Raw genomic sequence first — 26318 nt, forward strand, 5'->3', positions numbered from 1 at the left:
AATGGCCCGAAACTTGCAAAGTGACCTTCCCCCGGACAGCCCTGCTGATCCCGGCGGTTGTCAGAAGCTGCCGCGACGCGAGGTGAGCAATCCCGTAGCCAGCTCCGCAAGCTCGGCCAGCGTCACCTCGAAGGTGGCCCTGTCGGCACGAAGGACGGCATCGCTGAAGGATCGCTTTCCGTATCCTTCGTCGATCATGTCCCGAGAGCGCCGGGCTTCGACGTCGCTGAAGCGGCGCCCTCGTACCGGATCGAGAATGCCCTCGGCGTCCGCATCCAGCGAAACGCACCAGCATCTCCTGCCGCCTCCGGAAAGCCCCTTCCGGAAAAACGCCCAGTCGCGCGCCCGGAGTGGCCGGGCGACGATCACGAGCGGGACCTCATCCCAGGCGGAAAGGACGTGTTCGATGATCTGCCGCGACACGGTGAGGTTCTGCCCGATCCAGGACTTTCCCTGCTCGCCGAAATCGTCGCCCTCGATGAAGCGACCACCGAGACTTTCCGCAAGCGCGCCGCCGAGGCTCGACTTGCCACTGCCGATCGGGCCGCTCAGGAAGAGGGCGTCACGCATGTGCCGAGTACCCTTCAGTCCGCCAGACGCCGTTTTCCCCGCTTTTATCCCCAGCACGGGCGGAAACTTGCATATCCCGCAACATGCTTTAGAACAAAGTACGAACCTGAATATCATCCCGCGACGTGTCAGACTGACGCTCAGCTTCCAAGCGATTCGCGAACGGGAAATCGACATGGACCGCCCCGACGATCTCTTTGCTCCTCCGGGTGCTTCACCGAGCGCCGCGACGGCGGCGTCGTCTGCCGCCGAAAAGCCCTCTCGCGCCTCCCGCGGCAAGGCGGCTCCGATGGAGATGGCGCAGACCTACACGGCAGCCGACATCGAGGTGCTGGAAGGGCTGGAGCCCGTGCGCCGCCGCCCCGGCATGTATATCGGCGGCACCGACGACAAGGCGCTGCACCACCTCTTCGCCGAGGTGATCGACAATTCCATGGACGAGGCCGTAGCCGGCCACGCTTCGTGGATCGAGGTCGAGCTGGACGCCGACGGCTGTCTCAGCGTCACCGACAACGGCCGCGGCATTCCGATCGACCCGCATCCGAAGTTCAAGGACAAGTCGGCGCTCGAGGTCATCATGACGACGCTGCATGCCGGCGGCAAGTTCGACTCCAAGGTCTACGAGACATCCGGCGGCCTGCATGGCGTCGGCATCTCGGTCGTCAACGCGCTGTCCGACATGCTGGAAGTCGAGGTGGCGCGGGACCGCAAGGTGTATCGCCAGAGTTTTTCCAAGGGCCGCGCCCTCGGGCCGATCGAGCATGTCGGCGATACGCAGAACCGGCGCGGCACGCGCGTGCGCTTTCACCCCGACCCGGAGATCTTCGGAGCGAGCCTGCGCTTCGAGCCGGACCGGCTGTTCCGCATGGCGCGCTCCAAGGCCTATCTCTTCGGCGGAGTCGAAATCCGCTGGTCCTGCGCGGAGAGCCTGATCCCGGAAAAGTCGGAGACGCCGACCAAGGCGGTCTTCCACTTCCCCGGCGGCCTGAAGGACTATCTCGCCGTCTCGCTCACCGGCGAGAACCTCGTGGGCAGCGAACTCTTCGCCGGCAAGACCGACCGGCAGGGCGGCCACGGCTCGGTCGAATGGGCGGTCGCGTGGTTCGCGGGCGAAGGCTTCGTACAGTCCTACTGCAACACGGTGCCGACGCCGGAAGGCGGCACGCACGAAGCGGGTTTGCGCGGCGTGCTGCTGCGCGGTCTCAAGAGCTATGGCGAGCTCGTCAACAACAAGCGCGCCGCGATCATCACCGCCGACGATATCATGACGTCCTGCGCGGCCATGCTCTCCGTCTTCATCCGCGAGCCGGAGTTTGTCGGCCAGACCAAGGACCGTCTGGCATCTGCGGAAGCGACGCGCATCGTCAATTCCGCGCTGCAGGATTCCTTCGACCACTGGCTCGCCGCCTCCCCCAACCAGGCGTCCGAACTGCTGGAATGGGTGGCCGACCGCGCCGACGAGCGGCTTCGCCGCCGCAAGGAAAAGGAAGTCTTCCGCAAGACGCCGACCCGCAAGCTGCGCCTGCCCGGCAAGCTTGCGGATTGCAGCACCAATGCGCGCGAGGACACGGAGCTTTTCATCGTCGAGGGCGATTCGGCCGGCGGCTCCGCCAAGCAGGCCCGCGACCGGCGCACCCAGGCCGTGCTGCCGCTGCGGGGCAAGATCCTGAACGTCGCCAATGCCGGCGCGGAGAAGCTCGCGGCGAACCAGCAGATCTCCGATCTCGTGCAGGCGCTCGGCGCCGGCACCGGCTCGCGCTACCGCGAAGACGATCTCCGCTACGGCAAGATCGTCATCATGACGGACGCCGACGTGGACGGCGCCCACATTGCGTCGCTGCTGATCACCTTCTTCTATCGCGAGATGCCGGAGCTGATCCGCCACGGCCACCTCTACCTCGCCGTGCCGCCCCTCTTCCGCATCACGCAGGGACCGAAGATCCTTTATGCCCGCAACGACGCCCACCGCGACCAGTTGCTGGCGACGGAGTTCGACGGGCGCGGCAAGGTCGAGATCAGCCGCTTCAAGGGGCTGGGCGAGATGCCGATGCAGCAGCTCAAGGACACGACGATGGACCCGAAGAAGCGGACGCTCCTGAAGGTCGACATCGTGGACGACGAGATCGCGCTGACCAAGGACACGGTAAAGCGCCTGATGGGCAACAAGCCCGAAGACCGCTTCGCCTTCATCCAGGAGCGCGCGGAATTCGCGCACGACCTGGATATCTGACCGGCGCGCGTTCAGCGCCGCTCAGCGGTTGAGCTGCATCGTGTAGCTCGGATCGTCCAGGGTTCGGAAGCCGAAGCGCTCGTAGAGGCCGTGGGCGTCTCGGGTCGCCAGCGTCCAGGAAGGCACGTCGCGCAGCTTCGGGTGATCCAGCGCGCAGGCGACAAGCCCGGCCGCAACGCCGCCCCCTCTCGCCGTTTCCGCCACATAGACGTCGGACAGGCGGGCGGAACGGGAATAATCCGTCATGACGCGGGCGAAGCCGACGAGCCGATCGCCAACGAAGGCGCCGATCACCACCGAATGTTCAGCCGCGCGGCGAAAGCGTTCCCAGTCGAGGTCTTTCGCCCAATAACTCCCGGCGATCCATGTCCACGCCTGCCGGAGGTCATCCTCCGAAAGCGCATCCGAGAAATGCAGTCGCTGCTCCATCGCCATCCGCCCTCCTGAACAGAACTCGCCATAGCAGACGAACGAGGGATGCGCATGGCATCGATCCGCCGCCGCCGCTGCGATCCTGCCCCAGGGACAGCCTTCCCGGCAGCAGCTTCGGGCCGCGCTCTTGCGCTTCACACCGGTTTGGGGCATGTTGCTGACAGGGTCTGTGGCGCATTAGCCATTTGACGGTCGAGAATCTGCTTCCGGCCGGCTTTTCCTTGACAGGAACAGCTTCGATCCTATTTTGCAGCCGTATTCCGGACCTGTCTGACGATCCTGGCTTGCCGCGTCGGACCCGAACATTCTGATGAGCTTCGATACACTCGGATTAAGCGACAAGGTTGTAGAGGCCGTAAAAGCGGTCGGCTACACCACCCCCACCCCGATCCAGGAACAGGCGATCCCGCATGTCCTGGAGCGCCGCGACGTTCTCGGAATCGCCCAGACGGGCACCGGGAAGACGGCCTCCTTCACACTGCCCATGCTGACGATCCTGGAGCAGGGTCGCGCCAGGGCACGCATGCCTCGCACCCTGATCCTGGAGCCGACGCGCGAGCTCGCGGCCCAGGTCCAGGAGAACTTCGATCGCTACGGCGTCAACCACAAGCTGACGGTTGCCCTGCTGATCGGTGGCGTCTCCTTCGACGAGCAGGACAAGAAGATCACGCGCGGCGCCGATGTGCTGATCGCGACGCCCGGCCGTCTGCTCGACCATGTCGAACGCGGCAGGCTGTTGCTGACCGGCGTGGAACTGCTCGTGATCGATGAAGCCGACCGCATGCTCGACATGGGATTCATCCCGGACATCGAGCGCATCGCCAAGCTCATCCCGTTCACGCGCCAGACGCTGTTCTTCTCCGCGACCATGCCGCCGGAGATCAGCAAGCTCGCGGACAAGTTCCTGCAGAACCCGGTCCGGGTGGAGACGGCGCGCGCCTCCTCCACCGCCGAGACCGTGACGCAGAAGTTCGTTCCCGCCGGTTCCAAGCCGCACGAGAAGCGCGAGGTCCTCCGTGGCCTGCTGCGCGAGGCGGAGAACCTCAAGAACGCGATCATCTTCTGCAATCGCAAGCGCGATGTCGCGACCCTGTTCCGCTCGCTGGAAAAGCACGGCTTCTCCGTCGGCGCGTTGCACGGCGACATGGACCAGCATTCGCGCCTGAAGATGCTGGAAGGCTTCCGCGACAACCAGATCACGCTTCTCGTCGCCAGCGACGTGGCGGCGCGCGGTCTGGATATCCCGGATGTCAGCCACGTCTTCAACTTCGACGTGCCGATCCATTCGGAAGACTACGTGCATCGTATCGGCCGCACGGGTCGCGCCGGCCGTTCCGGCGAGGCCTACACGCTGGTCACCAAGCCGGAAACGAAATACGCCAAGGCGATCGAGAGCCTGATCGGCAAGTCCATCGAGTGGACCGCTCCCATCGAAAGCGTTGCCGAAACCGGCAACGACGAGGACGAGCGTCCAGCCAAGCGTGGCCGTCGCGGCAAGTCGGCTGAGACCGGCGAAGCCCGTGAGCCTCGGGAAGCCCGTGAGCCGCGCGAAACCCGTGAGCCGCGCGAGGGTCGCACCGGCCGTGAAAGCCGGAGACGCGGAGGCGCCAAGCCGGAGGCTGTGGCCGAAGTGGAAGCCGTTGCGGCGTCCGAGCCTGCCGAGACCGTCGAGGAACGTCCCGCCCGCTCCCGCAGCGAGCGCCCGGAACGGGAACGCTCAGAGCGGCCCGAGCGTCAGGGCGCCGAACGCAACCGTCCGGAACGGGAGCGGTCGGAGCGTGAGCGTCCCGAAAGGGAGCGTCGCGATCGAAACGAACGGTCTGGCCGTTCGGCTCGTCGCAGCGACGATTTCCTGGAGCCGGCGGAGGACTTCTCCACGCCCTTCGGCTCCAGCGAGTACGTGCCCGCCTTCCTGCTTCGGCCCGTTCGGATGCCGAAGCCGATTGCGGCGGAGGAAGAGGCGGCCGAGGAGATCTGAGCCTCCCCGGTTCCTGCTGAATCAAAAAGGCCGCGCCCCTGAGGGCGCGGCCTTTTTCGTTTCAAGTCAGTCAGCGAACCAAAAGGCGCGGCGTGCCGCACCCGATCCAGGCCTCAGGCGCGGATCGCTTCCAGCATCTTGGGATCGGCAGCTTTCAATTCCACGGACTCGCCGCAGCCACAGGCCGAGGTCTCGTTGGGATTGCGGAAGACGAAACCCGTGCGGAGCTTGGTCTGCTCGAAATCCATCTCGGTGCCGAGCAGGAACAGCGTCGCCGAGGGATCGACGAACACCTTGCCGCCCTCGAACTCGATCGCGTCGTCACCGGGCTTTGCCTCGGCCGCGAGATCGATGGTGTATTCCATGCCGGCGCAGCCGCCCTTGCGGATACCGAGCCGGAGCCCCTGGGCCCCGTCACTGGACTCGACGATCTCGCGGACCCGCTCGGCCGCGGCTTCGGTGACGGTCAGGATCTGAAACTTGCGAAGTGCCATGGCATGATTCCCTGGCCCGAAGGCCTCAACTGAATGTCGCCGGCGTTACCACCAGCCGAGCGCGACCTTGGCTTCCTCGGACATGCGCTCCGGCGACCACGGCGGATCGAAGACGAGGTTTGCCTTGACGGCGGAAACGCCGGCTACGCCACCCACGGCGTCTTCCACCCATTGCGGCATCTCGCCGGCGACCGGGCAACCCGGCGCGGTTAGCGTCATGTCCACGGTGACGGAACGGCTGTCGTCGATATCGACCTTGTAGATCAGCCCGAGTTCATAGATGTCGGCCGGGATTTCCGGGTCGTAGACGCTCTTCAGCGCCGAAACGATATCGCCCGAAAGCCGCTCCAGCTCGTCGGCCGGGATCGTGGAAGCCTCGATGGAAGGCACGTTCGGTGCCTCGCCAGCGGTCTCTTCCTCGGTGTTTGCAGCGTTCTCGCTCATCGAAATCCTATTGCCTCAGGCAAAGAAAGAATGGGCCTTCTGGAGGGCGTTCGCAAGAGCGTCCACCTCGGCCATGGTGTTGTAGAGGCCGAACGAGGCACGGCAGGTGGAGGTCACGCCGTAATGCGCGAGCAGCGGCTGCGCGCAATGAGTCCCGGCACGAACGGCCACGCCTTCCCGGTCGATGATGGTGGAAACGTCATGCGCATGCGCTCCCTCCATCTCGAAGGTGACGATGGCGCCCTTCTTCTCGGCATGGCCGAGAATGCGGATCGAGTTGATCGCGGAAAGGCGTTCATGGGCATAGCGGGCAAGCTCGCCCTCATGGGCGGCAATGGCCTCGCGGCCAAGCCCTTTCATGTAGCGGAGCGCCGCGGCCAGGCCGATCGCCTGCACGATCGGCGGGGTGCCGGCCTCGAAGCGCGCGGGAGGCGCTTCGTATGTGATCTCGTCCATCGTGACGGTGCGGATCATCTCGCCGCCGCCGAGGAAGGGCGGCATGCGCTCCAGAAGCTCGCGCTTCGCCCAGAGCACGCCGATGCCGGTGGGACCGTAGGTCTTGTGCCCGGTGAAGACGTAGAAGTCGCAGCCGAGTTCCTGCACGTCCACCGGCAGGTGAACCGCGGACTGGCTGCCGTCGACCAGCACCGGAATGCCGCGCTCGTGCGCGATGCGACATATGTCGCGGATCGGCACGATGGTGCCGGTCACGTTCGACATATGCGTGATCGCGACGATCTTCGTGCGCTCCGTCAGCGCGGCCTTGAAGGCCTCGATGTCGAGCGACCCGTCCTCCAGGATCGGCACCCATTTCAGCACCGCGCCCCGGCGTTCCCGGTGGAAGTGCCACGGCACGATATTGGCGTGATGCTCCAGGATGGAGATGACGATCTCGTCGCCTTCCCCGATCACCAGTCCGCCGAAGGACTGCGCGACCAGGTTGATCGCCTCGGTGGAAGACTTGGTGAAGACGATCTCATCGCCGGACGGCGCGTTCAGGAAGGAACGGACTGCCTCGCGTGCATCCTCGTAGGCGTCCGTCGCGGCATTGGAGAGGTAATGCAGGCCGCGATGGACGTTGGAATAGGTCTCGGTATAGGCGCGCTGGATGGCGTCCAGAACGGCCCGGGGCTTCTGGGCGGAAGCGCCGTTGTCCAGATAGACAAGCGGCTTGCCGTAAACCTGCAGGGAAAGCGCGGGAAAGTCTTCCCGCACCTTCTCCACGTCATAGCCCGAGCCGTTGCCCGCCATCACGTGGCCTCGCCCACCGTGACGGACGCGGGCGCACCCAGCGCGCGGCGGATGCGCTCGTCCAGGCACTCGGCCACCGCCTCATCACCGATCTCGGCGACGACCTCGGAAAGAAACGCCTGGATCAGCAGGCGCTCGGCCTCGCGCTTGTCCAGCCCACGCGAGCGCAGGAAGAACAGCATCTCTTCGTCAATCTGCCCGCAGGTCGCGCCGTGGCCGCAGACCACGTCGTCGGCGAAGATCTCCAGCTCCGGCTTGTTGGCGAACTCCGCCTCCTCCGACAGGAGAAGCGCGCGGCTCATCATCTTGCCGTCGGTCTTCTGGGCGTGCTTGCGCACGATGATCTTGCCCTGGAAGACGCCATGCGCCTCGCCGTCGATGGCGGAGTTGAACTGCTCGCGGCTGGCGCAGTTCGGCACCGCGTGATCGACGACCAGCGTGTTGTCGATCAGCTGCTTGCCCTTGGCGACCGTCGCCCCGCGCAGCGATGCGGAAGAGCCTTCCGCATCGAAGGAAAGCCTCACCTCGTTGCGGGAAACCAGCGAGCCGGACGCGAGCGTGAACGGGTCGAAGGTGACGTCGTCGGCCAGGCGCGGCACGAGAAGGTTCAGGTGGATGGCGCAATCGCCCTCCTCCTGCGCGACGATCCAGCGGACCACGGCCTGAGCCTCGACCTGCACTTCGCTGACCACGTTGGTGTGGTAGGCGACCCCGTCGGGGCCGGAGAAGGTCTGCAGGATCGTGACTTCGGCGCCTTTGCCGACCATCACCTGGTGGCGCATGGTCTGCAGACCCGGTTCGCTGCCGGCAAAGACGGACACGATCTCGAGCGGACGCGCGACCTTGGCGTCCTCCCGGATGCGAAGCGCCGCGCCGTCCCGCACGAACGCGCCGTTCAGCGCGAGGATCGGGCTTTCGGACGCGTCGAGTTGCGAGCGGCTGAGGAAGGAGCCGCCATCGGCCAGGAAACGATTGAGCGAGACGAATTCCACGTCGCCTTCGATCCCCTTGGTGTCGGAGAGAGAGGGCACGAAGAAGCCGTTGACGAAGACGATGCGCGCGGGCGCGAGCGGCGCGAAGACGTCGGCGCGCGCCAGGGCGTCCCGCGAGGCGTCGAACGCGGCCGGCTGGGCCGGAGCGGGCACGTCGCGGACCAGCGCGCGAAGATCGGTGTATTTCCAATCTTCCACGCGGCGATGCGGCAGGCCCTTCTCGAGAAAGGCATCGAAGGCGGCGTTGCGGATCTCGGCGGCGGCATCGTCGCTGGCGAGCGCCGCGAAGTGGTTCGCGAGCGCCTCCTCCGCCTTTGTGCGGATGCGAGTGGCTTCGGCCATGATCAGGCGGCCTCCTCGCTGACGTAGTCGGCGTAGCCCTTGGCTTCCAGCTCCAGTGCCAGCTCCTTGCCGCCGGTGCGCACGATGCGGCCCTTGGACATGACATGCACCACGTCCGGCACGATGTGGTCGAGCAGGCGCTGATAGTGGGTGATGACGAGGAACGACCGCTCGGGCGAACGCAGCGCGTTCACGCCTTCAGAGACGATGCGGAGAGCGTCGATGTCGAGACCGGAATCGGTTTCGTCCAGCACGCAGAGGCTCGGCGTCAGCAGCGCCATCTGCAGGATTTCCATGCGCTTCTTCTCACCGCCGGAGAAACCGACATTGAGCGGACGCTTCAGCATATCTTGAGACACCTTAAGCGTCTGTGCGGCTTCCTTCACGCGGCGCATGAAGTCCGGCGTGGTCAGTTCCGGCTCGCCGCGCGCCTTGCGCTGCGCGTTCATGGCGGTCTTCAGGAAGTTCATGGTCCCCACCCCGGGGATCTCGATCGGATACTGGAAGGCCAGGAACACGCCGGCGGCGGCGCGCGCATCCGGCTCCATTTCCAGGAGGTTCTCGCCGTTGAAGAGGATCTCGCCCTCGGTGATCTCGTAGTCCGACTTGCCGGCGAGGATATAGGAGAGCGTCGACTTGCCGGAACCGTTCGGCCCCATGATGGCGTGGACCTCGCCGTCCCGGATGGTCAGGTCGATGCCGCGGAGGATCTTCTGTCCCTCGACCTCGGCATGCAGGTTCTTGATCTCGAGCATGATTCTTTTCTCTGTCGTGTGGGTCGGACGGCGGGCGATCAGCCCACGCTGCCCTCAAGGCTGATGCCGATCAGACGCTGCGTCTCGGCCATGAATTCCATCGGGAGCTTCTGCAGCACGTCGCGGACAAAGCCGTTGACGATGAGGGCCACCGCCTCTTCCTGGCTCATGCCGCGCTGCAGGCAGTAGAACATCTGGTCGTCGGAGATCTTCGAGGTCGTCGCCTCGTGCTCGAAGACGGCGGACGCGTTCTTGCTCTCGATATAGGGGATCGTGTGGGCGCCGCACTGATCGCCGATCAGCAGAGAGTCGCACTGGGTGAAGTTGCGCGCGCCGCTCGCCCGGCGATTGGCCGAGACCAGGCCGCGATAGGTGTTGTCGGACCGCCCAGCAGCGATGCCCTTGGAGATGATGCGGCTCGACGTGTTCTTGCCGAGGTGGATCATCTTGGTGCCGGAATCGACCTGCTGGCGGCCGTTGGAGATGGCGATGGAGTAGAACTCGCCCTGGCTGTTGTCCCCGCGCAGGATGCAGGACGGGTACTTCCAGGTGATCGCGGAGCCGGTTTCCACCTGCGTCCACGAAATCTTGGAGTTGCGGCCACGGCAATCGCCACGCTTGGTGACGAAGTTGTAGACGCCGCCCTTGCCCTCGGGATCGCCCGGATACCAGTTCTGGACGGTGGAGTACTTGATCTCCGCATCGTCCAGCGCGACCAGCTCGACGACCGCCGCATGCAGCTGGTTCTCGTCGCGCATCGGCGCGGTGCAGCCTTCGAGATAGCTCACGTAGGAGCCCTCGTCGGCGATCACCAGCGTGCGTTCGAACTGGCCCGTGTTCCGCTCGTTGATGCGGAAATAGGTGGACAGCTCCATCGGGCAGCGAACGCCCTTGGGGATGTAGACGAAGGAACCGTCGGAGAAGACCGCGGAATTCAGCGTCGCGAAATAGTTGTCGCTCGCCGGAACGACGGTGCCGAGATACTTGCGGACGAGATCCGGGTACTCGCGGATCGCCTCGGAGATCGGCATGAAAATCACGCCGGCCTTCGCGAGTTCCTTCTTGAAGGTCGTGACCACGGAAACCGAATCGAAGACGGCATCGACGGCCACGCGGCCGGACGCATATTCGCCACCCGGGGCCTCTTCCAGCACGTCGCCGCCATCGGGCTTGCGAATGCCGGCCAGGATCTCCTGCTCCTTGAGCGGAATGCCGAGCTTGGCGTAGGTCTTCAGGATCTCCGGATCGATTTCGTCAAGGCTCGTCGCCGTCGCGCGCAGCTTGGGCGCCGCGTAATAATGCAGATCCTGATAGTCGATCTTGGGATAGTCGACGCGCGCCCAGGTCGGCTCTTCCATGGTCAGCCAGCGGCGGAAGGCGGCAAGGCGCCATTCCAGCATCCAATCCGGCTCGCCCTTCTTGGCGGAGATCAGGCGAACGATGTCCTCGTTCAGGCCCTTCGGCGCCAGATCGGACTCCACGTCCGTGATGAAGCCGTACTTGTACTTGTCCACGTCGAGCAGCTTGACCTGCTCGATTGTCTCCTGAACCGCGGGCATGAACGTCTCCTACTCCTATGCGGCGCGGCCCTGCCGGAGGCGCGGATAGATCTCGCGCCACGCCGCAATAAAACGATGAATATCAGCCCGGCTCGCATCAACGCAGAGGCTGACGCGGATTCCGGACCGTGCGAGGTCGAAGGGAAGACCCATCGCCTCCAGAACGTGGCTGGCCGCCACCTTGCCCGATGAACAGGCCGAACCTGCCGAAACGGCGATGCCCTGCAGGTCGAACGCGATCACGGCCGTTTCGGCTGCAACGCCCGGCACGACAAACAGCGTCGTGTTCGGGAGCCGCGCCAGGTCGCGACCCATGATGCCGATCTCCGGAGAGATCTCGATCAAACCCGCTTCGAGTTCATCACGCAGACGAGCAAGCTCGCCAACGCTGTTTAGATATATTCCAAACAGCTCCGCCGCAATCCCAAACCCGACAATACCAGTCACGTTTTCAGTGCCTGCGCGTTTATAACGCTCCTGTCCACCGCCACGAAGCAGCGACGCCGGCCGAAGGTCTTCGGATGCGGAAACCAGCGCCCCCACGCCCTGTGGCCCACCCAGTTTGTGGGCGGAGAGCGACAGGAAATCCACGCCGAGTTCGTCGATGGAGAACGGAATTCGCCCCGCGGCCTGGACCGCGTCGCAGAAGACAAAGCCGCCGTGCGACTTGACGATCCGCGCCGCCTCCGACACGGGGTTGACGATGCCGGTCTCGTTGTTGGCGAGCATGAGGGCGACGAGTGGCGCGCCGGTCGCGTAATCGTGCGCGGCAAGACGGGCTTCCAGCGTATCCAGATCGATTCGCCCGTCGGCTCGAGCCGGGAGGCGTTCCACATCCTCGGGGGCGAAGCGGCCGCCCGCCAGCACGCAGGGATGCTCCGTCGCGCCGACATACAGCCGGCCGAGCCGCACCGTCTCGGATCCACGGGAGAGCGTCGGAGAGAGCGCCAGCACCGCCGCCTCGGTGGCGCCGCTGGTGAAGGTCACGCCCTCCGTCCGGGCCCCGACAAGCGCCGCGACCTGTCCCCGCGCCCTTTCCACCAGCCCGCGCGCGCGACGGCCTTCGGAATGCACGGACGACGGATTGGAGGCCAGCGACAGCGTCTCGACCAGGGAATCACGCACCTCGCGCAGCAGCGGCGCTCCGGCATTGGCGTCCATGTAGATGCGCTGAGGCATGCGGGCCGACCCCTAAGTCACGGAATCCTTGAAATTCGGCAGGCAGATGGTGTTTAGATCGCGCCCGCTACACTGTCCGGGCCGCGGCCAACTTTTGAACCATTCAAAACTGGTTCTAGGAACGGCCCCGGAAGGTGTCAAGGAACGCGCATACGCCTCAACAGGCCTGTGCAGGAAGACGGGACAGGATTTAATGCCGGAAGTGATTTTTGCCGGACCGGACGGTCGGCTCGAAGGGCGCTATCAGCCTTCGAAGGAGAAGACCGCGCCCATCGCACTGGTCCTGCATCCCCATCCCCGCTTCGGCGGCACGATGAACAACCAGATCGTCTACCGGCTCTTCTACATGTTCCAGGAGCGCGGCTTCACCTGCCTGCGCTTCAATTTCCGGGGCGTCGGCCGCAGCCAGGGCTTCTTCGACCATGGCATGGGCGAGCTTTCCGACGCCGCTTCGGCGCTGGACTGGATCCAGACCCTGCACCCGGATTCGCGCGGCGTGTGGATCGCCGGCTTCTCCTTCGGCGCCTGGATCGGCATGCAGCTCCTGATGCGCCGTCCGGAAGTGGAGGGCTTCATGTCGATCGCCCCGCAGCCGAACCTCTACGACTTCTCGTTCCTCGCCCCCTGCCCCTCCTCCGGCCTGATCGTCAACGGCACGCAGGACAAGGTGGCGCCGCCGGAAGCGGTGCAGGGTCTCGTCGACAAACTGAAGACGCAGAAGGGCATCATCATCGATCACGCCAAGATCGAGGGTGCCAACCACTTCTTCGAAAGCAAGTCGGACGAACTGATCGGCACCTGCTCCGATTACCTCGACATGCGCCTGGCCAAGCTGGACCGTCAGCGCTGAGCTGAAGGCCGACTGATCCGGCCGCCGGTCAGCGGCACCGGTGCGCCCGTCGTGCCGGGAAAGCTGATCGGCTTGCCGTCCGCCGTCCGCGCGGCGAGATAGGCGAAGGCCTGCGCCTCGGTGGCATCGCCATCGAGGCCGACATCCTCGGCGGACCTGAGCCGCCCGCCGGCTTGCGCGACAAGTCCGCCCAGTACGCGCATCAGTTCGCGATTATGCCGGCCGCCGCCGCAGACGACCCAGTCACCCGCCGCTTCCGGGAAATGCTCCGCCGCCCGCGCGATCGACCGTGCGGTGAAGTGCAGCAACGTCGTCGCCCCGTCCGCATCGGAGAGGCCGGCGAGTGCGGCGGATGAGAAAGCGTCGCGGTCCAGCGACTTCGGCGGCGTCACGTCGAAGAAGTCATGCGAGAGAAGCCGGGCCAGCCTTTCCGTCTCCACGGTTCCGGATGCCGCCAGTTCGCCGTCCGCATCGAACGCCCGACCCGTGCGCTCCCGTGTCCAGTCGTCCATCAGCGCGTTTCCGGGCCCGGTGTCGAAGGCCAGGAGGGCATCGTCCCGGCCGATGAAGGTGACGTTGGACACACCCCCGATATTGACGAAGACGGCCGGGGCCGTGAGCCCGGCGGTGGCCATCAGCGCGCGATGGAAGATCGGCACCAGCGGCGCGCCCTGCCCACCGGCGGCCACGTCGTCGGCCCGGAAATCCCAGGCGACCGGGAGCTGGAGCGACTGCGCAAGCGCCTCACCGTCGCCGATCTGCACCGTGAGCTTGCGCGCGGGGTCGTGGAAGACCGTCTGGCCGTGGAAACCCACAAGCGCGACATCCTCCCGCGCGATCCCCCTCTCCGCGAGGAACCGGGTCACCGCCTCGGCGTGGCGGCCGGTGACCAGCTCTTCCGCCGTTCCAAGAACGCCCGGCCGCGCCGCACGGTCGTCCAGCGCCCGAGCCTCGCCAAGCGCCGCACGCAGCGTCTCCCGGTCGGCATCGGTGAAGGGGTAGCTGGCGGAGGGTCCGAATTCCTGTACGGCCTCCCCGTCGGTACGGATCAGCGCCACGTCGATCCCGTCCATCGACGTTCCGCTCATCAGGCCGATCACAGTACGAATGGTCGTCATGGCGTTCATGGCGTGGGATCTCCGATCGGCCCAAATATTCCCACGCGCCGCCGATCTTTGCTAGAGAGGTCCCGCCTGGCATTTGAGGGCCGAATTCCCGGAAAGAATGGATTATGAGCGGTTTCAAGTCGGACTTCCTGCGCGTGCTCGACGAGCGCGGCTTCATTCATCAGATCTCCGATCCGGCGGGTCTGGACGAAGCGGCGGCCAAGGGTCCGATCTCCGGCTATATCGGCTTCGACGCGACCGCCACGAGCCTTCATGCCGGGTCGCTGATCCAGATCATGATGCTGCACTGGATGCAGCAGACCGGCCATCACCCGATCGCGCTGATGGGCGGCGGCACGTCGATGATCGGCGACCCGTCCTTCAAGGACGAGGCGCGCAAGATGCTGACGCTGGAGGACATCGAGCGCAATCTCGTCGGCATCCGCAAGGCGTTCAGCCGCTATCTCGATTTCGACGGTTCGGCGAAGATGCTGAACAACGCGGATTGGCTGACCGGGCTCAACTATCTGGGATTCCTGCGCGACGTCGGCCGGCACTTCTCGGTCAACCGGATGCTGTCCTTCGATAGCGTCAAGCTGCGGCTCGACCGCGAGCAGTCGCTGTCCTTCCTGGAATTCAACTACATGATCCTCCAGGCCTACGATTTCGTGGAGCTGAACGCGCGCCACGGCACCGTGCTGCAGATGGGCGGCTCCGACCAGTGGGGCAACATCGTCAGCGGCATCGATCTCGGCCATCGCATGCGCGACGTGCAGCTCTTCGCGCTGACCTCGCCGCTGCTGACGACCTCCTCGGGCGCCAAGATGGGCAAGACGGCGAACGGCGCCGTCTGGCTGAATGGCGACCTGCTGAGCCCCTACGAGTTCTGGCAGTATTGGCGCAACACCGAGGACGCCGACGTGGAGCGCTTCCTGAAGCTCTACACGACGCTGCCGCTTTCGGACGTGGCGCGGCTGGCGGCGCTTGGAGGCTCGGAGATCAACGAGGCCAAGAAGGTGCTGGCCTCCGAGGTCACCGCCATGCTGCACGGGCGGGAGGCAGCCGAGCAGGCGGCGAAAACCGCGCGCGCCACCTTCGAGGGGGGCGGCGCGGCGGAAGGCCTGCCGACAATCGAGATCCCGGCGGCCGAACTCGCGGAAGGTCTGGGCATTCTCAACGCCTTCGTGCGCGCCGGCCTCGCGCCTTCCAACGGCGAAGCACGCCGGCAGGTGAAGGGCGGCGGCCTCCGCGTCAACGACGAGGTGCTCACCGACGAACGCCTGACGCTGACGCCGGACAGCCTGAATGCCGAGGGCGTGGTCAAGCTCTCGCTCGGGCGCAAGAAGCACGTGCTGCTGAAGGCGGTCTGACCGGCTTTCCCCTCGCCCGCCTTCCTCGTGAACGGCTCGCCTCCCGGCGGGCCGTTTTCCGTTTCAATAGTCGAAGATGCGGCGCAGGATGCCGGGCGCGATGGCGGAAATGGGGTTCATCGCCAGCGTCGGGCTGTCGAGCGGGCCGTAGACCTTGTAGGTGATCCCGACCAATCCCTCGTTGCGTCCGCCGCCCAGGATCGTGCCGAGGATCGGAATAGATCCCGCGATGTTGTTGATGCCGAAGGCCGGCACCAGCGTGCCCGAGATGGCGATCTTGCTGTCGGTCAGGTTGATCGTGCCGCTTCCCGTGCCGCCCAGCACCGGACCCCGCAGATAGGCATCCTGCACGCTGATCGTGCCGCCCGAGCGGTCGAAGGGCACGCGAAGCTTGGAGAAGTTCATCGTTCCCGAGGTCGGAAGCTTCGCCTGCGGGGCCGTCTTGCTGGAACTGACCGCCTTGGCCAGCGCCTCCTCGTTGATGACGTGGAAATCGCGAAGCGTGAGGTCGCCCGAGCCGGTCTGCAATCCGTCGCTGCCCATGAAGTCCATGGTCATCCCACCGCCGGCGATCTTCTGGTAGACGCCGAGGAAGCGGAACACGGTGCCGGCATCGCCGGCCTCCAGATGCACGCGGCGAGCCGAGGCGGGGCCTCCGATCGTGAGATTGACCGGGCTCGCCACGCCGGGGATCCTGCCGGTCAGCGCGGCCGAACGAACGTCGCCGTTGCTGATCACCGCCGAGCCGCTAACGGAACGAAGGAAGGCCCCGTTCAACCCCGTCGCCGAGCTGAGCTTCACGCTGAGGAAGAGGTCGGGACTGGAAGCGCCGCCCTTGGCTGTTCCGCCTTTGACGGAACTTCCGTTGCCGCGAAGCAGGCCGCGCACGTCGAGGGACGCGCCGCTGACCTTGACGTCGTAGCCATTTCCGTGCGGCTTGACGCTGACATCGACATCGTCGCCCTGCCGCAGCGAGACATCGGCCAGGCTGACGTCCGTGAGCTTGCCCTTGCCGTCGAGACTGGCCGAGCCTTTTGCGCCGAAGCCCTCGCCGGACACGGATATGTTGCGGATCTGCGTGCTGCCGTCCGGCAGCTTGGAAAGCTGGAAGCTGGCAGCGGCCGGAACGCCAGCGCCCTTTTCCCAGCCGAGCGCATCGAGGCTGACGGTCGCCTGCTTCAGGTCCAGCGAGATGTCCTGGGGGCTGTTGGCGCCTTCGCCCTGCTTGACGGAAGCCTGCACCGGCCCGTGGATGGTGTCGCCGAGATCCAGCCCGAGCTTCTTGCGCGCGGCCTCGTCCAGCGAAAGCGACACGGCCGACTTGTCGGCGACGCTGCTGCCGGCGACGAGGTCGAGCGTCGCCGCGACGCCGTCGAGCTTCGCCGTGCCCTTGACGGAATAATTGTCGGCCTTGCCTTCCAGCAAGATGTCGGCATCGGCGATCGCATGCCCCTGGAACGGCGTCTGGCTGCTGAAATCCTTCAGCGTCAGCTTGAACTCGGGGCTGATGTTGTCGAGCCCGTTGTCGGTCAGCGGAATGTCGGCGTGGAGCTCCAGATCGCTGTTTCCGGTGAGCTTGCGCGGATCGATCTTCTGGTCCTTGGCGACGGAGAACGGCTTGATGTCGGAAAGCGCGGCCAGCGCTTTGGCTGAGCCCGCCAGATGCAGGCTCAATTCAGCGGTCGGATCGGGACGGCCGAGCTCCGGGATCGCCACCACCGTGCCATCGGCCTGCAGGGTTCCGAAATCCGGCACGTTGATATGCGCGTCCGCGGTGGTGATGGTCGCCGTCGCGTTGGCGAACTCGATGGTGCCTTCCGCTCCGACCAGCGGCGGCAGCCGCCCCAGCGCGGTGAAGCTGCCATCCCGGAAGGGCACGGAGCCGGTCAACCCGTAGCCGGGCAGCACCTTGTCCTTGCCCGCCTCGCCGAGGAACTCCCAAGGCAGTTTAACCTGCACGGCGGCCGGCCCGAGCGTCGCGGCATTGACGTTCTGGTCGAACCAGACCCGCGTCTTCGGCGCGACGAAGGGCGGCCACATCGCGCGGAGCGTGGAGGCCGGCAATTCGCTCGTCGTGATGGACAGCGACAGGCCGGGATTCGGCCCCGCGAAGGTCGCGCCGCCGGTGATCGACGCGTGACCTTCCGGCGCCGCCATATCGAGCGAGGTGATGGTGAGGGCCTGATTGGCGAGATCGACGCGCCCCTTCAGGCCACCCGAGGTCAGCGTCAGCGGCCGCTGGTTGCCTCGACCGATCGGCAGCACGCCCGAGACGAGGTCGGCGGAAACCTCGATCGGCGCCTTTTCGGAGGCGAGGTGAACCGCCCCCTGAAACTCCATCTTGCCGTTCTGCGTCTCCATCAGGATCTGCGGCAACAGGAAGTCGCTGCCGTCCGGCGGCATGTCGAACTCGACGGCCGCGCCGGTCACGCCCGTGGCGTCCTTGTCGGAGAAGGAAAGCTGCCCGCCGCCCGAGCGCAGCGTGCCGTGCAGCCGGCGATAGCCGCCGTCCGACGCCAGCTCGATCCGCGCCTCCAGATTGAAGCTGGTATCGAAGAACGGCCGCAGCTTCGGGTCGGCCATGTCGGGCGCCAGCCACGCCATCGGCATGTCTGCGACGTTCATGTCGACGATGTTGCCGCCGTCGGCCGTGGGCGCATTGGAGAGCATGGCGCTCCAGTCGTGCCCCTGCACCGGCTCGAACTGCACCCACAGATTGCTCCGGCGCGCTCCCAGCGGCTGCCAGCGGATCTCGCGGATCTGCACCAGCGGCTTGGTCGTGACGGCGGGCTGTCCGCTGGCCACCGGCAGGGTCAGGCTGGCGTTGGTGATCTTGACGTCGTTCAGGCCCGCCTTCTGCATCTGGTCGGTGCCGCCGATGATCTGGCGGCCGATTTCCTGCGCGCCCTGGCGGATGAGGTCGGCCTGCGCAGTCGCCGGCATCTGACCGCCGCTGAGCGGCACGGACAGCGCGACATCGTCGATCTGGACGGAGTTGAAGCTGATATTGCCGCGCAGCAGCGAGGACAGGTGCGTGACGGTGGAGATCGTCCCCGCCCGCATGGCGACCGCACCGGGCAGGCCGAGCTGCACGTCGTGCGCATCCAGGACGAGGCCGCGATCGAAGCGGTAGGAGATCGCAGAGCGGCCGACGTGAAGATCCGACCCGGGCGGCAGGCTGCCTTTCAGCGCCGCTTCCAGCCGGGAATTCAGCGCCTTGAAGCCGATCTCCGAGCGCGTCATCTGCACGCCCAGCCCGACGAGGCAGAGCACCAGGACCAGCAGCACATATCCACAGCCGCGGACAACGGTACTGCCACCGCCACTGCTTGGCTCCGGCACGCGGATGGTCCTGTAACTCTCGACGGGCTCGGGTGGCAGCGGTATGTCCTCTCGCCTTGGGAATCGGCTTGCATCGACCAGTCTTAGCCGCAAGACGGCCGAAGCAAATCACCAGATCTGGTTTAGGCATTCTTTTGCGGAAGGAAAATGGCGAGATGACCGACGCACTGAAAGACGGGGACAACGCCCCGGAAATCGACCTTCCTACCGATGGCGGCGCGCACTTCCGGCTGAGCGATCTTCGTGGCTCGCCCGTGGTGCTTTACTTCTACCCGAAGGACGACACGTCGGGTTGCACCAGGGAAGCCATCAACTTTCAGGAAAAGGCGGAAGACTTCAAGGAAATCGGCGCCCGCGTCGTCGGCATTTCGCCGGACAGCCCGACCAGCCACGACAAGTTCAAGGCCAAGCACGGACTGGGCTTCACGCTGGCGTCGGACGCGGAGAAGACGGTCGCCGAGGCCTATGGCGTGTGGGTGGAGAAATCCATGTATGGCCGCAAATATATGGGCGTCGACCGTTCCACCGTGCTGATCGACCGCGATGGCCGCATCGTGAAATTCTGGCGCAAGGTCAAGGTGCCCGGCCATGTCGAGGAGGTGCTCGACGCGGCGCGCCTGCTGGCTCAGTAGGCCAGGTTCAGGCGTCTCCTCTATGGGAGACGCCTGGAAGGGGGGCGGAGCAAAAGCTTGCGTTAACCTTGTTGGCCCATCTTGGACGGCGAGCAACAACGCTTCCGCAGATGGCCAGCCAAGACGCAATCACCCCGCCTGCCCGTCGCGGCCTTCTTGCGCGGCTCCCCCTCTTCCGCCTGCCCCTCCTCCGGTTGGGGCGCGTCGACCGGAGCTTGCCGAAGGTCATCATCGCGCACGGCGACGGGGTCCGCGCGTACACGGTTCGCCCCTGGATGATGGGCGGGGCCGCGGCCATCTTCCTCCTGTTCGGAACCGGCTATATCGGCGCGACCGTCTACCTGATCTCGCGCGACGGATTGCTTGGCGGCCTGCTGCAGCACCAGGTCAGCATGCAGTACAGCTATGAGGACCGCATCGCCGCGCTGCGTGCCGACGTCGAGCGCGTCACCAGCCAGCGCCTCGTCGAATCGCAGAATGTCGGCGATCAGGTCGCCCTCCTCGTGCAGCGGCAGGAGGTGCTGGATCACCGGCAGGACGCGCTGGACGGACTTGTGGCGCAGGCAAGGGATGCCGGCGTGGTCCTCGCCTCGTCCCGTCCGGCGCCACGGCCCCGCTCCCGGCCGATCTTCGCCAGCAAGGACGTGGGGGCCACGGCGGCGATGCCGGCCGTGGCGCAGGGCGATGGGCCCGCCCCGATGCTGGCCTATGCCGAGGCGACGCAATCCCCCGATACGATCATCACCGGCAGCCTGATCCGCCCGGTGCCGTCTTCCGTGCCGGTGCGCAAGGGCGACATGCAGCCGCTCGTGGAGGGACTCCGCGCATCCATCGGCACCGCCGAAGACAACCAGTCCAGGGCGCTCACCGTGATCGACGAAGCCGCAAGCCGCGAGGCCGCGCATCTCGGCGAAGTGGCTGCGAAACTCGGCATCAAGGTCGCGCCGAAGCCTGCCGACGCGCAGGGCGGCCCCTTCGTTCCCGCCACGGACGGAGCCTTGCGCTTCGTCGATCGTATCCGGGACGTGCACGAGACGCTGAAGGAAATCACGGGGCTTCGCGGCAGGTTCGACGCGACGCCTCTCGCCTATCCCATCGCCAATCCGGTGATCAGCTCGACCTTCGGCTACCGCCGCGACCCGTTCCTGGGTCGCCTTGCGCTGCATAGCGGCATCGACTTCGCCGAGCCGATGGGCACCGCGGCCCGTGTCACCGCGCCGGGCAAGGTGGTGTTCGCGGGATGGAGCAATGGCTACGGCCAGATGGTCGAGGTGCAGCATGCCGGCGGCCTCAGCACGCGCTACGGCCATCTCTCCGAGATCGACGTGCGGGCGGGGCAAACGCTGGCGCGCGGCGACGTGATCGGCCGCGTCGGTGAAACCGGTCGCGCCACCGGCCCGCATCTCCATTACGAAACCCGCCGCAACGGCGAAGCGGTCGATCCCGCCTTCTATCTGGAGGTCGGCCGCGAACTTTAGGCGGCGCCATCTCTCGGCAGACGTGAAAACGGCCCGGCGACAGACCGGGCCGTTTCGTTATTCGGCGGTGACCGGCTCGGTCGTGCCGCCGGTGATGCGATGGGCCAGCGAGGCTTCCATGAAGCGATCGAGATCGCCGTCCAGCACGTCGCCGGGCGAGGTGCTTTCCATGCCGGTCCGCAGGTCCTTCACGAGCTGATAGGGCTGCAGCACGTAGGAGCGGATCTGGTGGCCCCAGCCGATATCGGACTTGGAGGCTTCCTGGGCGCTCGCCGCTTCCTCGCGCTTCTTCAGCTCATGCTCGTAGAGGCGCGCGCGCAGCATGGACCAGGCGGTGGCCCGGTTCTTGTGCTGCGAGCGCTCGCTCTGGCACTGCACGACGATGCCGCTCGGCTCGTGCGTGATACGCACGGCGGAATCGGTCGTGTTGATGTGCTGACCGCCCGCACCGGAGGCGCGATAGGTATCCACGCGGCAATCCGACTCGTTCACCTCGATCTCGATGGAATCGTCGATGACCGGATAGATCCACACGCTGGCAAAGCTCGTATGGCGGCGAGCCTGGCTGTCGAACGGCGAGATACGGACAAGGCGATGGACGCCCGATTCCGTCTTCAACCAGCCATAGGCGTTCTGGCCCTTGATCTGCACGGTGGCAGACTTCATGCCGGCTTCTTCACCGTCGTGATATTCCAGCGTCTCGGTCTTGAAGCCGTGCCGCTCCGCCCAGCGCGTGTACATGCGGAAGAGCATGGACGCCCAGTCCTGGCTTTCCGTACCGCCGGCGCCGGCATGGATTTCGATATAGGTGTCGTTGCCATCGGCCTCGCCGGAGAGCAGCGTCTCCACCTGCCGCACAGCCATCTCGTCGCGAAGGGCCGCAATGGCCGCCTCAGCATCGGCGACGACGGTCGCGTCGCCCTCCTCCTCGCCCATCTCGATCAGATCGAGATTGTCGGCAAGCTGGCGCTCCGTGGAGCGGACGGCCGTGATGGCGGTGTCCAGCCGCTGGCGCTCGCGCATCACCGACTGGGCCTCTTCGGAATTGTTCCAGAGGTTCGGGTCCTCGACCCGCGCGTTCAGCTCCAGCAGACGTCGTTCAGCGACATCCCAGTCAAAGATGCCTCCGGATAAGCGTTAACGCATCGCGGATTTCATCAACCAGGGCAGTCGTTTCGGCGCGCATTCTCAAACTCCGGAAAAACGGAAGGGCGCGGGGATGAGCCCGCGCCCCTCACCTCATATCGTGGCCCTTAGTACAGGCCGCCAGTGCCTGCCGCAACCGCCCGGTCCGCCTCCGGCGTCACCGACTCCGACTGCACCTGCTGCTGGCTGTTGCCGATGATGGAGGTGCTGGTCGGCGGCTCCGTACCGGGCTTGAAGGCTTCCAGGATCACGTTCGGGCCCATGCCGGACGTCCGCAGGCCGGTCTTGCGGTCGATCGGGATCAGCGTCATGCCGGCGGGCACCTGGAAGGGCTTGGCCGGCTCGTCGGCCAGCGCCGTCTTCATGAATTCGGTGAAGACGGGTGCGGCCAGCGTGCCGCCGAACTCATGCTTGCCCATCGGCTTCGGCGTGTCGTAGCCCATGAAGACGCCGACCACGAGATCCGGCGAGAAGCCGATGAACCAGGCGTCCTTGTTGTCGTTGGTGGTGCCCGTCTTGCCCGCGATGGGCTTGCCGACCTGCTTCACCACCGTCGCCGTGCCGCGCTGGACCACGCCCTCCATCATGGAGGTGATCTGGTAGGCGGTCATCGGATCGAGCACCTGCTCGCGATTGTCGACCAGCGTCGGCTCGGGCTGGTTGTTCCATTCCTCAGCCTCGCAGCCCTCGCACTTGCGCTTGTCGTGCTGGTAGATCGTCTTGCCGTAGCGGTCCTGGATGCGGTCGATCAGCGTCGGCTCGATCTTGCGGCCGCCATTGGCGATGGTCGCGTAGGCCGTGACCATCCGCATCACGGTGGTCTCGCCCGCGCCGATGGCCATCGGCAGCACCGGCATCAGGCTGTCGTAGACGCCGAAGCGCTTGGCATATTCCACGACCAGCGGCATGCCCATGTCCTGCGCCAGGCGGATGGTCATCACGTTGCGCGAACGCTCGATGCCGGTTCGCAGTGTCGAGGGGCCGAGGAAGTCCTTCTCGTCGTTCTCCGGCCGCCAGATCTTGCCGTTGCCGGCCTTCAGTTCGATCGGCGCGTCCAGCACCACGGAGGACGGGGTGTAGCCATTGTCGAGCGCGGCGGAATAGACGATCGGCTTGAACGAGGAGCCGGGCTGGCGCATCGCCTGCGTGGCGCGGTTGAACTCGCTCTGCCCGAAGGAGAAGCCGCCGGACAACGCGAGAACGCGGCCGGTATAGGGATCCATCGCCACCAGAGCGCCCTGGATTTCAGGCGGCTGGCGCAGGCGATAAACGTTCGTCTCGTCCTTCACCTTCTGCGCATAGACGACGTCGCCGACCTTGAGCACGGCGCTCGCCTTGCGGACGTTGGACTTCGCCCACTTCATCTCGCTCAGCGGGATCGTGCCCTGCGCGCGCTCCTTGGAAAGCGCGCCGGACGGCTCGTGATCCGGCTGCAGTCCGATCGTTGCGGCGGTGTCGCTGACGGAGAGGACCACGGCCAGCTTCCATTCCGGCACATCGGTGAGGCCCGGCATGTCGGAAAGGGTCTTGCCCCAGTCGCCGTCGGTCTCGATCGACTTCACCGGCCCGCGATAACCGCGCTTCTCGTCATAGGAAACGAGCCCGTCCTGCAGCGCGCGCCGAGCGACCCGCTGAAGGTTGGGATCCAGCGTCGTGCGGACGGACAGGCCGCCTTTGTAGAGCTTGTCGGAGCCCACCATGTCGACAAGGTTGCGGCGGGCTTCCTCGGTAAAATATTCCGCCTCGTACTGGTCGCGACCGACCGGGCGATTGGTGATCGTGAGCGGCTCGGCCTTGGCCTTCTCGCCCTCCTCCGCCTTGATGTAGCCGTTCTCCACCAGGCGATCGATCACCCAGTTCCGGCGCTCCACCGCGCGATCGTGGTTGCGGAAGGGATTGTAGTTTTCCGGCCCCTTCGGCAGCGCGCCGAGATAGGCCGCCTGCGCGATGGTGAGATCGTTGACGGACTTGTCGAAATAGTTGAGCGCGGCGGCGGCCACGCCATAGGAGCCCTGCCCGAGATAGATCTCGTTCAGGTAGAGCTCGAGGATCTTGTCCTTGGAATAGGCCTTCTCCATGCGCACGGCGAGAAGGGCTTCCTTGATCTTGCGATCGAAGCTGACCTGATTGGTCAGCAGCATGTTCTTGGCGACCTGCTGGGTGATCGTCGAGGCGCCGACGAGGCGACGCCCGGATCCGCGATTTTCGAGGTTGACCATGATGGCTCGGCCGATGCCGGAGAGATCGACGCCGCCATGCTGGTAGAAGTTCTTGTCCTCGGCCGACAGAAACGAAGCCTTAACCAAGTTCGGAATAGCCTGGATGGGCAGATAGAGGCGCCGCTCGCTGGCATATTCGCCGATCAGGTCACCATCCGCGGCTTCCATGCGGCTCATGACCGGCGGCTCGTACTTGGCGAGCACCTCATAATCCGGCAGATCCTGCTCGTATTTATGGACGATGAGGGCAACGCCACCGGCCACGCACAGGGCGAGGAAAACCCCGACCCCGAAGATGTAGCCGAAAATCCGCATAAGCATGAGTCAGAAAGCCTCGTCTGGCGACCGCGCAGGGCTGCGCGCGCGGGACGTCGTGTCCTGGGATTAAACCTGTCGCTGGTTGGGCACAAATAATGGCGTTCTGAGGACGATATCAAGCGCCGGGCCGGGAACTCTCCCCCGCGCGGCCCTTCTGCCCGAAGCTGTTGCCCTGCTGCCGCAGCGCGCGCCGCTTCGGAGTGCCCCCTCAGGGACCCGCCGCAGCAGGATCGGCCGCTGCGGGATTCGCCGCGGCTGGACTGGTTCCGGCGGGAGCGGCGGCGACTTCCGGCGCGAGGAAGTTCTCGATCGCCCTGGCGATGGCCAGCGCGGTGGCGTGCCGCCATTCTTCCGACTTCAGCAGCGCCTCGTCGTCCTTGTTGGAAAGAAAGCCGAGCTCGACCAGCACCGAGGGCACGTCCGGCGAGCGCAGCACCTGGAAGGAGGCGCGCCGCCACGGCGTCTTGCTGAACTTCAACGGCGAGTCGTCCTCGTCCATCAGCGTCTTGGCGAAACGGACGGAAATATTCTTGGTTTCCCGGCGGGCGAGGTCGAACAGAATGTCGGCCACGTCCTTGGGCTGGTCGTCGATGGCGAGGCCGGCCAGGACGTCAGAGCGGTTTTCCTGCTCGGCCAGCACCGCGGAAAGGCGGTCGGACGCCTTCTCCGAAACGGTATAGACCGTGGAGCCGCTCACATAATCCTCCGGCACCTTGTCGGCATGGATGGAGACGAACAGCGCTGCCTTGTGCGCCTCGGCGAACTTCACCCGCTCCGACAGCGACAGGAAATCGTCCGTGCTCCGCGTCAGGATCGCGTCGACCTTGCCGTCCTGCTTCAGGATGTCGGACAGCATCACACCGAACGGCAGCGTCAGGTTCTTCTCCTTGGTCCCGTCGGCGGCGATGGCGCCGGAGTCGATACCGCCATGGCCGGGGTCGAGCACCACCACCGGCTTGTCACCGGGCTGCGGCGCGGCGGCGGCCTGCGTCTCCGACGGCTTCACGGAGGGATCGAAAGTGGAATCGTGACTGGCCGATTCGCGAAACGCCTGCCGCGTGGTCGGCTCCAGTTCCACGATGAGCCGCGAGGGGGCATCGCCCTTGCCGTCCTCGAAGCTGCTCGCCTTCACCTGGACCGGCTTCTGCAGGTCCAGCACGACGCGCGCCTTGCCGGGCGCGATCAGGCCGTAACGGAAATCCTTGATCAATCCCCTGCCCTTGCCGGGCTCCGGGTCCGAGGAGAATTCCACGTCTGCGAGATCGACCACCAGCCGGTCGGGATCGGTCAGGCGCAGGATGCCGAACTGGGGATGCCCGTCGAGGTCAATCTCCAGCCGGGTGCGATGCGCGTTGCCGGTCACCCGCAATTCCTTGGCGGTGAAGGACGAGGCGGGCGTGGCGAGGAGAACGGAGAGGAGGAAAAGAAGGAGACGTGTCATGTTTTGCCGGTCCCGGCTTTGGCCCAGCACTGCGGCGCCCGCAAGGCGAAAGGCCGGATTGCGACGACACGGGCCCCCGTCCCGATCGCACTGGAGGCAACACGGGGAAAAGTGTGTGCTTGCAATAGTTCGTCGGCGTTCCTAAAAGAAACGTGACGGATTCCCCTGGGCCATGTCGGCGCGAGCGTGA

Annotated in this window: 20 protein-coding genes; 6 read left to right on the forward strand and 14 right to left on the reverse strand. The window is 65.6% G+C overall.

Annotation, left to right across the window (positions count from 1 at the left end):
- Positions 1 to 60: 60 nt before the first annotated feature.
- Positions 61 to 570 carry a nucleoside/nucleotide kinase family protein gene (locus BMY25_RS04575; RefSeq protein ID WP_092495428.1) on the reverse strand — a complete coding sequence of 170 codons (510 nt, stop codon included), beginning with the start codon at positions 568 to 570 and terminating at the stop codon, positions 61 to 63.
- A 175-nt stretch (positions 571 to 745) separates the two neighbouring features.
- On the opposite strand from BMY25_RS04575, the gene parE reads away from it, so the two are divergent.
- Positions 746 to 2800: a DNA topoisomerase IV subunit B gene (parE, locus tag BMY25_RS04580; RefSeq protein ID WP_092495429.1), complete on the forward strand. Its 2055-nt coding sequence runs from the start codon at positions 746 to 748 to the stop codon at positions 2798 to 2800.
- Between the two features lie 21 nt (positions 2801 to 2821).
- Here parE and BMY25_RS04585 read toward each other — a convergent pair whose 3' ends face one another.
- A complete protein-coding gene (locus tag BMY25_RS04585) occupies positions 2822 to 3235 on the reverse strand; it encodes a GNAT family N-acetyltransferase (RefSeq protein ID WP_177176704.1) in 414 nt (137 codons plus the stop codon).
- 304 nt (positions 3236 to 3539) lie between these two features.
- Between BMY25_RS04585 and BMY25_RS04590 the strand changes: the two genes are divergently transcribed.
- Positions 3540 to 5210 (forward strand): DEAD/DEAH box helicase, encoded by a 1671-nt coding sequence (locus BMY25_RS04590; protein WP_177176718.1) that lies wholly within the window; start codon positions 3540 to 3542, stop codon positions 5208 to 5210.
- 113 nt (positions 5211 to 5323) lie between these two features.
- Here the strand turns inward: BMY25_RS04590 and sufA are convergent, their stop codons facing one another.
- From sufA to BMY25_RS04625, 7 genes are read right to left on the reverse strand one after another with little or no spacing between them, the layout of a single operon-like run.
- The gene (gene sufA, locus BMY25_RS04595; protein ID WP_092495432.1) at positions 5324 to 5704 is read right to left on the reverse strand and encodes a Fe-S cluster assembly scaffold SufA; all 381 of its coding nucleotides are present in this window, start codon (positions 5702 to 5704) and stop codon (positions 5324 to 5326) included.
- 45 nt (positions 5705 to 5749) lie between these two features.
- Positions 5750 to 6148, reverse strand: coding sequence for an SUF system Fe-S cluster assembly protein (locus BMY25_RS04600; protein ID WP_092495433.1), 399 nt, complete (start codon positions 6146 to 6148; stop codon positions 5750 to 5752).
- Positions 6149 to 6163: 15 nt separating this feature from the next.
- The gene (locus BMY25_RS04605) at positions 6164 to 7399 is read right to left on the reverse strand and encodes an aminotransferase class V-fold PLP-dependent enzyme (RefSeq protein WP_092495434.1); all 1236 of its coding nucleotides are present in this window, start codon (positions 7397 to 7399) and stop codon (positions 6164 to 6166) included.
- On the reverse strand, positions 7399 to 8733 hold the full coding sequence (gene sufD, locus BMY25_RS04610; protein ID WP_092495435.1) for a Fe-S cluster assembly protein SufD: 1335 nt from the start codon (positions 8731 to 8733) through the stop codon (positions 7399 to 7401). Before sufD ends, BMY25_RS04605 begins: the two co-directional genes overlap by 1 nt.
- A gap of 2 nt (positions 8734 to 8735) precedes the next feature.
- Positions 8736 to 9488: a Fe-S cluster assembly ATPase SufC gene (gene sufC / locus BMY25_RS04615; protein WP_092495436.1), complete on the reverse strand. Its 753-nt coding sequence runs from the start codon at positions 9486 to 9488 to the stop codon at positions 8736 to 8738.
- Positions 9489 to 9526: 38 nt separating this feature from the next.
- On the reverse strand, positions 9527 to 11047 hold the full coding sequence (gene sufB / locus BMY25_RS04620) for a Fe-S cluster assembly protein SufB (protein ID WP_092495437.1): 1521 nt from the start codon (positions 11045 to 11047) through the stop codon (positions 9527 to 9529).
- Positions 11048 to 11062: 15 nt separating this feature from the next.
- Complete coding sequence (locus BMY25_RS04625) at positions 11063 to 12226, reverse strand: cysteine desulfurase family protein (protein ID WP_092495438.1); 1164 nt, start codon at positions 12224 to 12226, stop codon at positions 11063 to 11065.
- A gap of 193 nt (positions 12227 to 12419) precedes the next feature.
- On the opposite strand from BMY25_RS04625, the gene BMY25_RS04630 reads away from it, so the two are divergent.
- Positions 12420 to 13076, forward strand: a complete 657-nt coding sequence (locus BMY25_RS04630; RefSeq protein WP_092495439.1) for an alpha/beta hydrolase — start codon at positions 12420 to 12422, stop codon at positions 13074 to 13076.
- Here the strand turns inward: BMY25_RS04630 and BMY25_RS04635 are convergent.
- Positions 13067 to 14203 carry an anhydro-N-acetylmuramic acid kinase gene (locus tag BMY25_RS04635; RefSeq protein WP_177176705.1) on the reverse strand — a complete coding sequence of 379 codons (1137 nt, stop codon included), beginning with the start codon at positions 14201 to 14203 and terminating at the stop codon, positions 13067 to 13069. The genes BMY25_RS04630 and BMY25_RS04635 overlap by 10 nt on opposite strands.
- A 104-nt stretch (positions 14204 to 14307) precedes the next feature.
- Here BMY25_RS04635 and tyrS point away from each other — a divergent pair, with 104 nt between their 5' ends.
- Complete coding sequence (gene tyrS / locus BMY25_RS04640) at positions 14308 to 15552, forward strand: tyrosine--tRNA ligase (RefSeq protein WP_092495440.1); 1245 nt, start codon at positions 14308 to 14310, stop codon at positions 15550 to 15552.
- A gap of 63 nt (positions 15553 to 15615) precedes the next feature.
- Here the strand turns inward: tyrS and BMY25_RS04645 are convergent, their stop codons facing one another.
- Entirely contained in the window at positions 15616 to 18840 is a 3225-nt protein-coding gene (locus BMY25_RS04645) for a YhdP family protein (protein ID WP_092495441.1), read from the reverse strand.
- 209 nt (positions 18841 to 19049) lie between these two features.
- On the opposite strand from BMY25_RS04645, the gene BMY25_RS04650 reads away from it, so the two are divergent.
- Positions 19050 to 19526: a peroxiredoxin gene (locus tag BMY25_RS04650; protein ID WP_092495618.1), complete on the forward strand. Its 477-nt coding sequence runs from the start codon at positions 19050 to 19052 to the stop codon at positions 19524 to 19526.
- A 215-nt stretch (positions 19527 to 19741) separates the two neighbouring features.
- Entirely contained in the window at positions 19742 to 21004 is a 1263-nt protein-coding gene (locus BMY25_RS04655; RefSeq protein WP_177176706.1) for a M23 family metallopeptidase, read from the forward strand.
- Positions 21005 to 21061: 57 nt separating this feature from the next.
- Here BMY25_RS04655 and prfB read toward each other — a convergent pair.
- The 3 genes from prfB to BMY25_RS04670 form a co-directional block, all read right to left on the reverse strand.
- Positions 21062 to 22190 (reverse strand): peptide chain release factor 2 gene (gene prfB, locus BMY25_RS04660; RefSeq protein WP_143061878.1). Its coding sequence is split into 2 segments (ribosomal slippage): positions 21062 to 22120 and positions 22122 to 22190, totalling 1128 coding nucleotides; the frame shifts between segments, so codons are not numbered across the junction.
- Between the two features lie 67 nt (positions 22191 to 22257).
- On the reverse strand, positions 22258 to 24690 hold the full coding sequence (locus tag BMY25_RS04665; RefSeq protein ID WP_092495444.1) for a penicillin-binding protein 1A: 2433 nt from the start codon (positions 24688 to 24690) through the stop codon (positions 22258 to 22260).
- Between the two features lie 205 nt (positions 24691 to 24895).
- A complete protein-coding gene (locus BMY25_RS04670) occupies positions 24896 to 26128 on the reverse strand; it encodes an N-acetylmuramoyl-L-alanine amidase (RefSeq protein WP_143061879.1) in 1233 nt (410 codons plus the stop codon).
- Between the last annotated feature and the right edge of the window lie 190 nt (positions 26129 to 26318).

This window comes from Faunimonas pinastri (assembly GCF_900110915.1).
Taxonomy (GTDB): domain Bacteria; phylum Pseudomonadota; class Alphaproteobacteria; order Rhizobiales; family Afifellaceae; genus Faunimonas; species Faunimonas pinastri.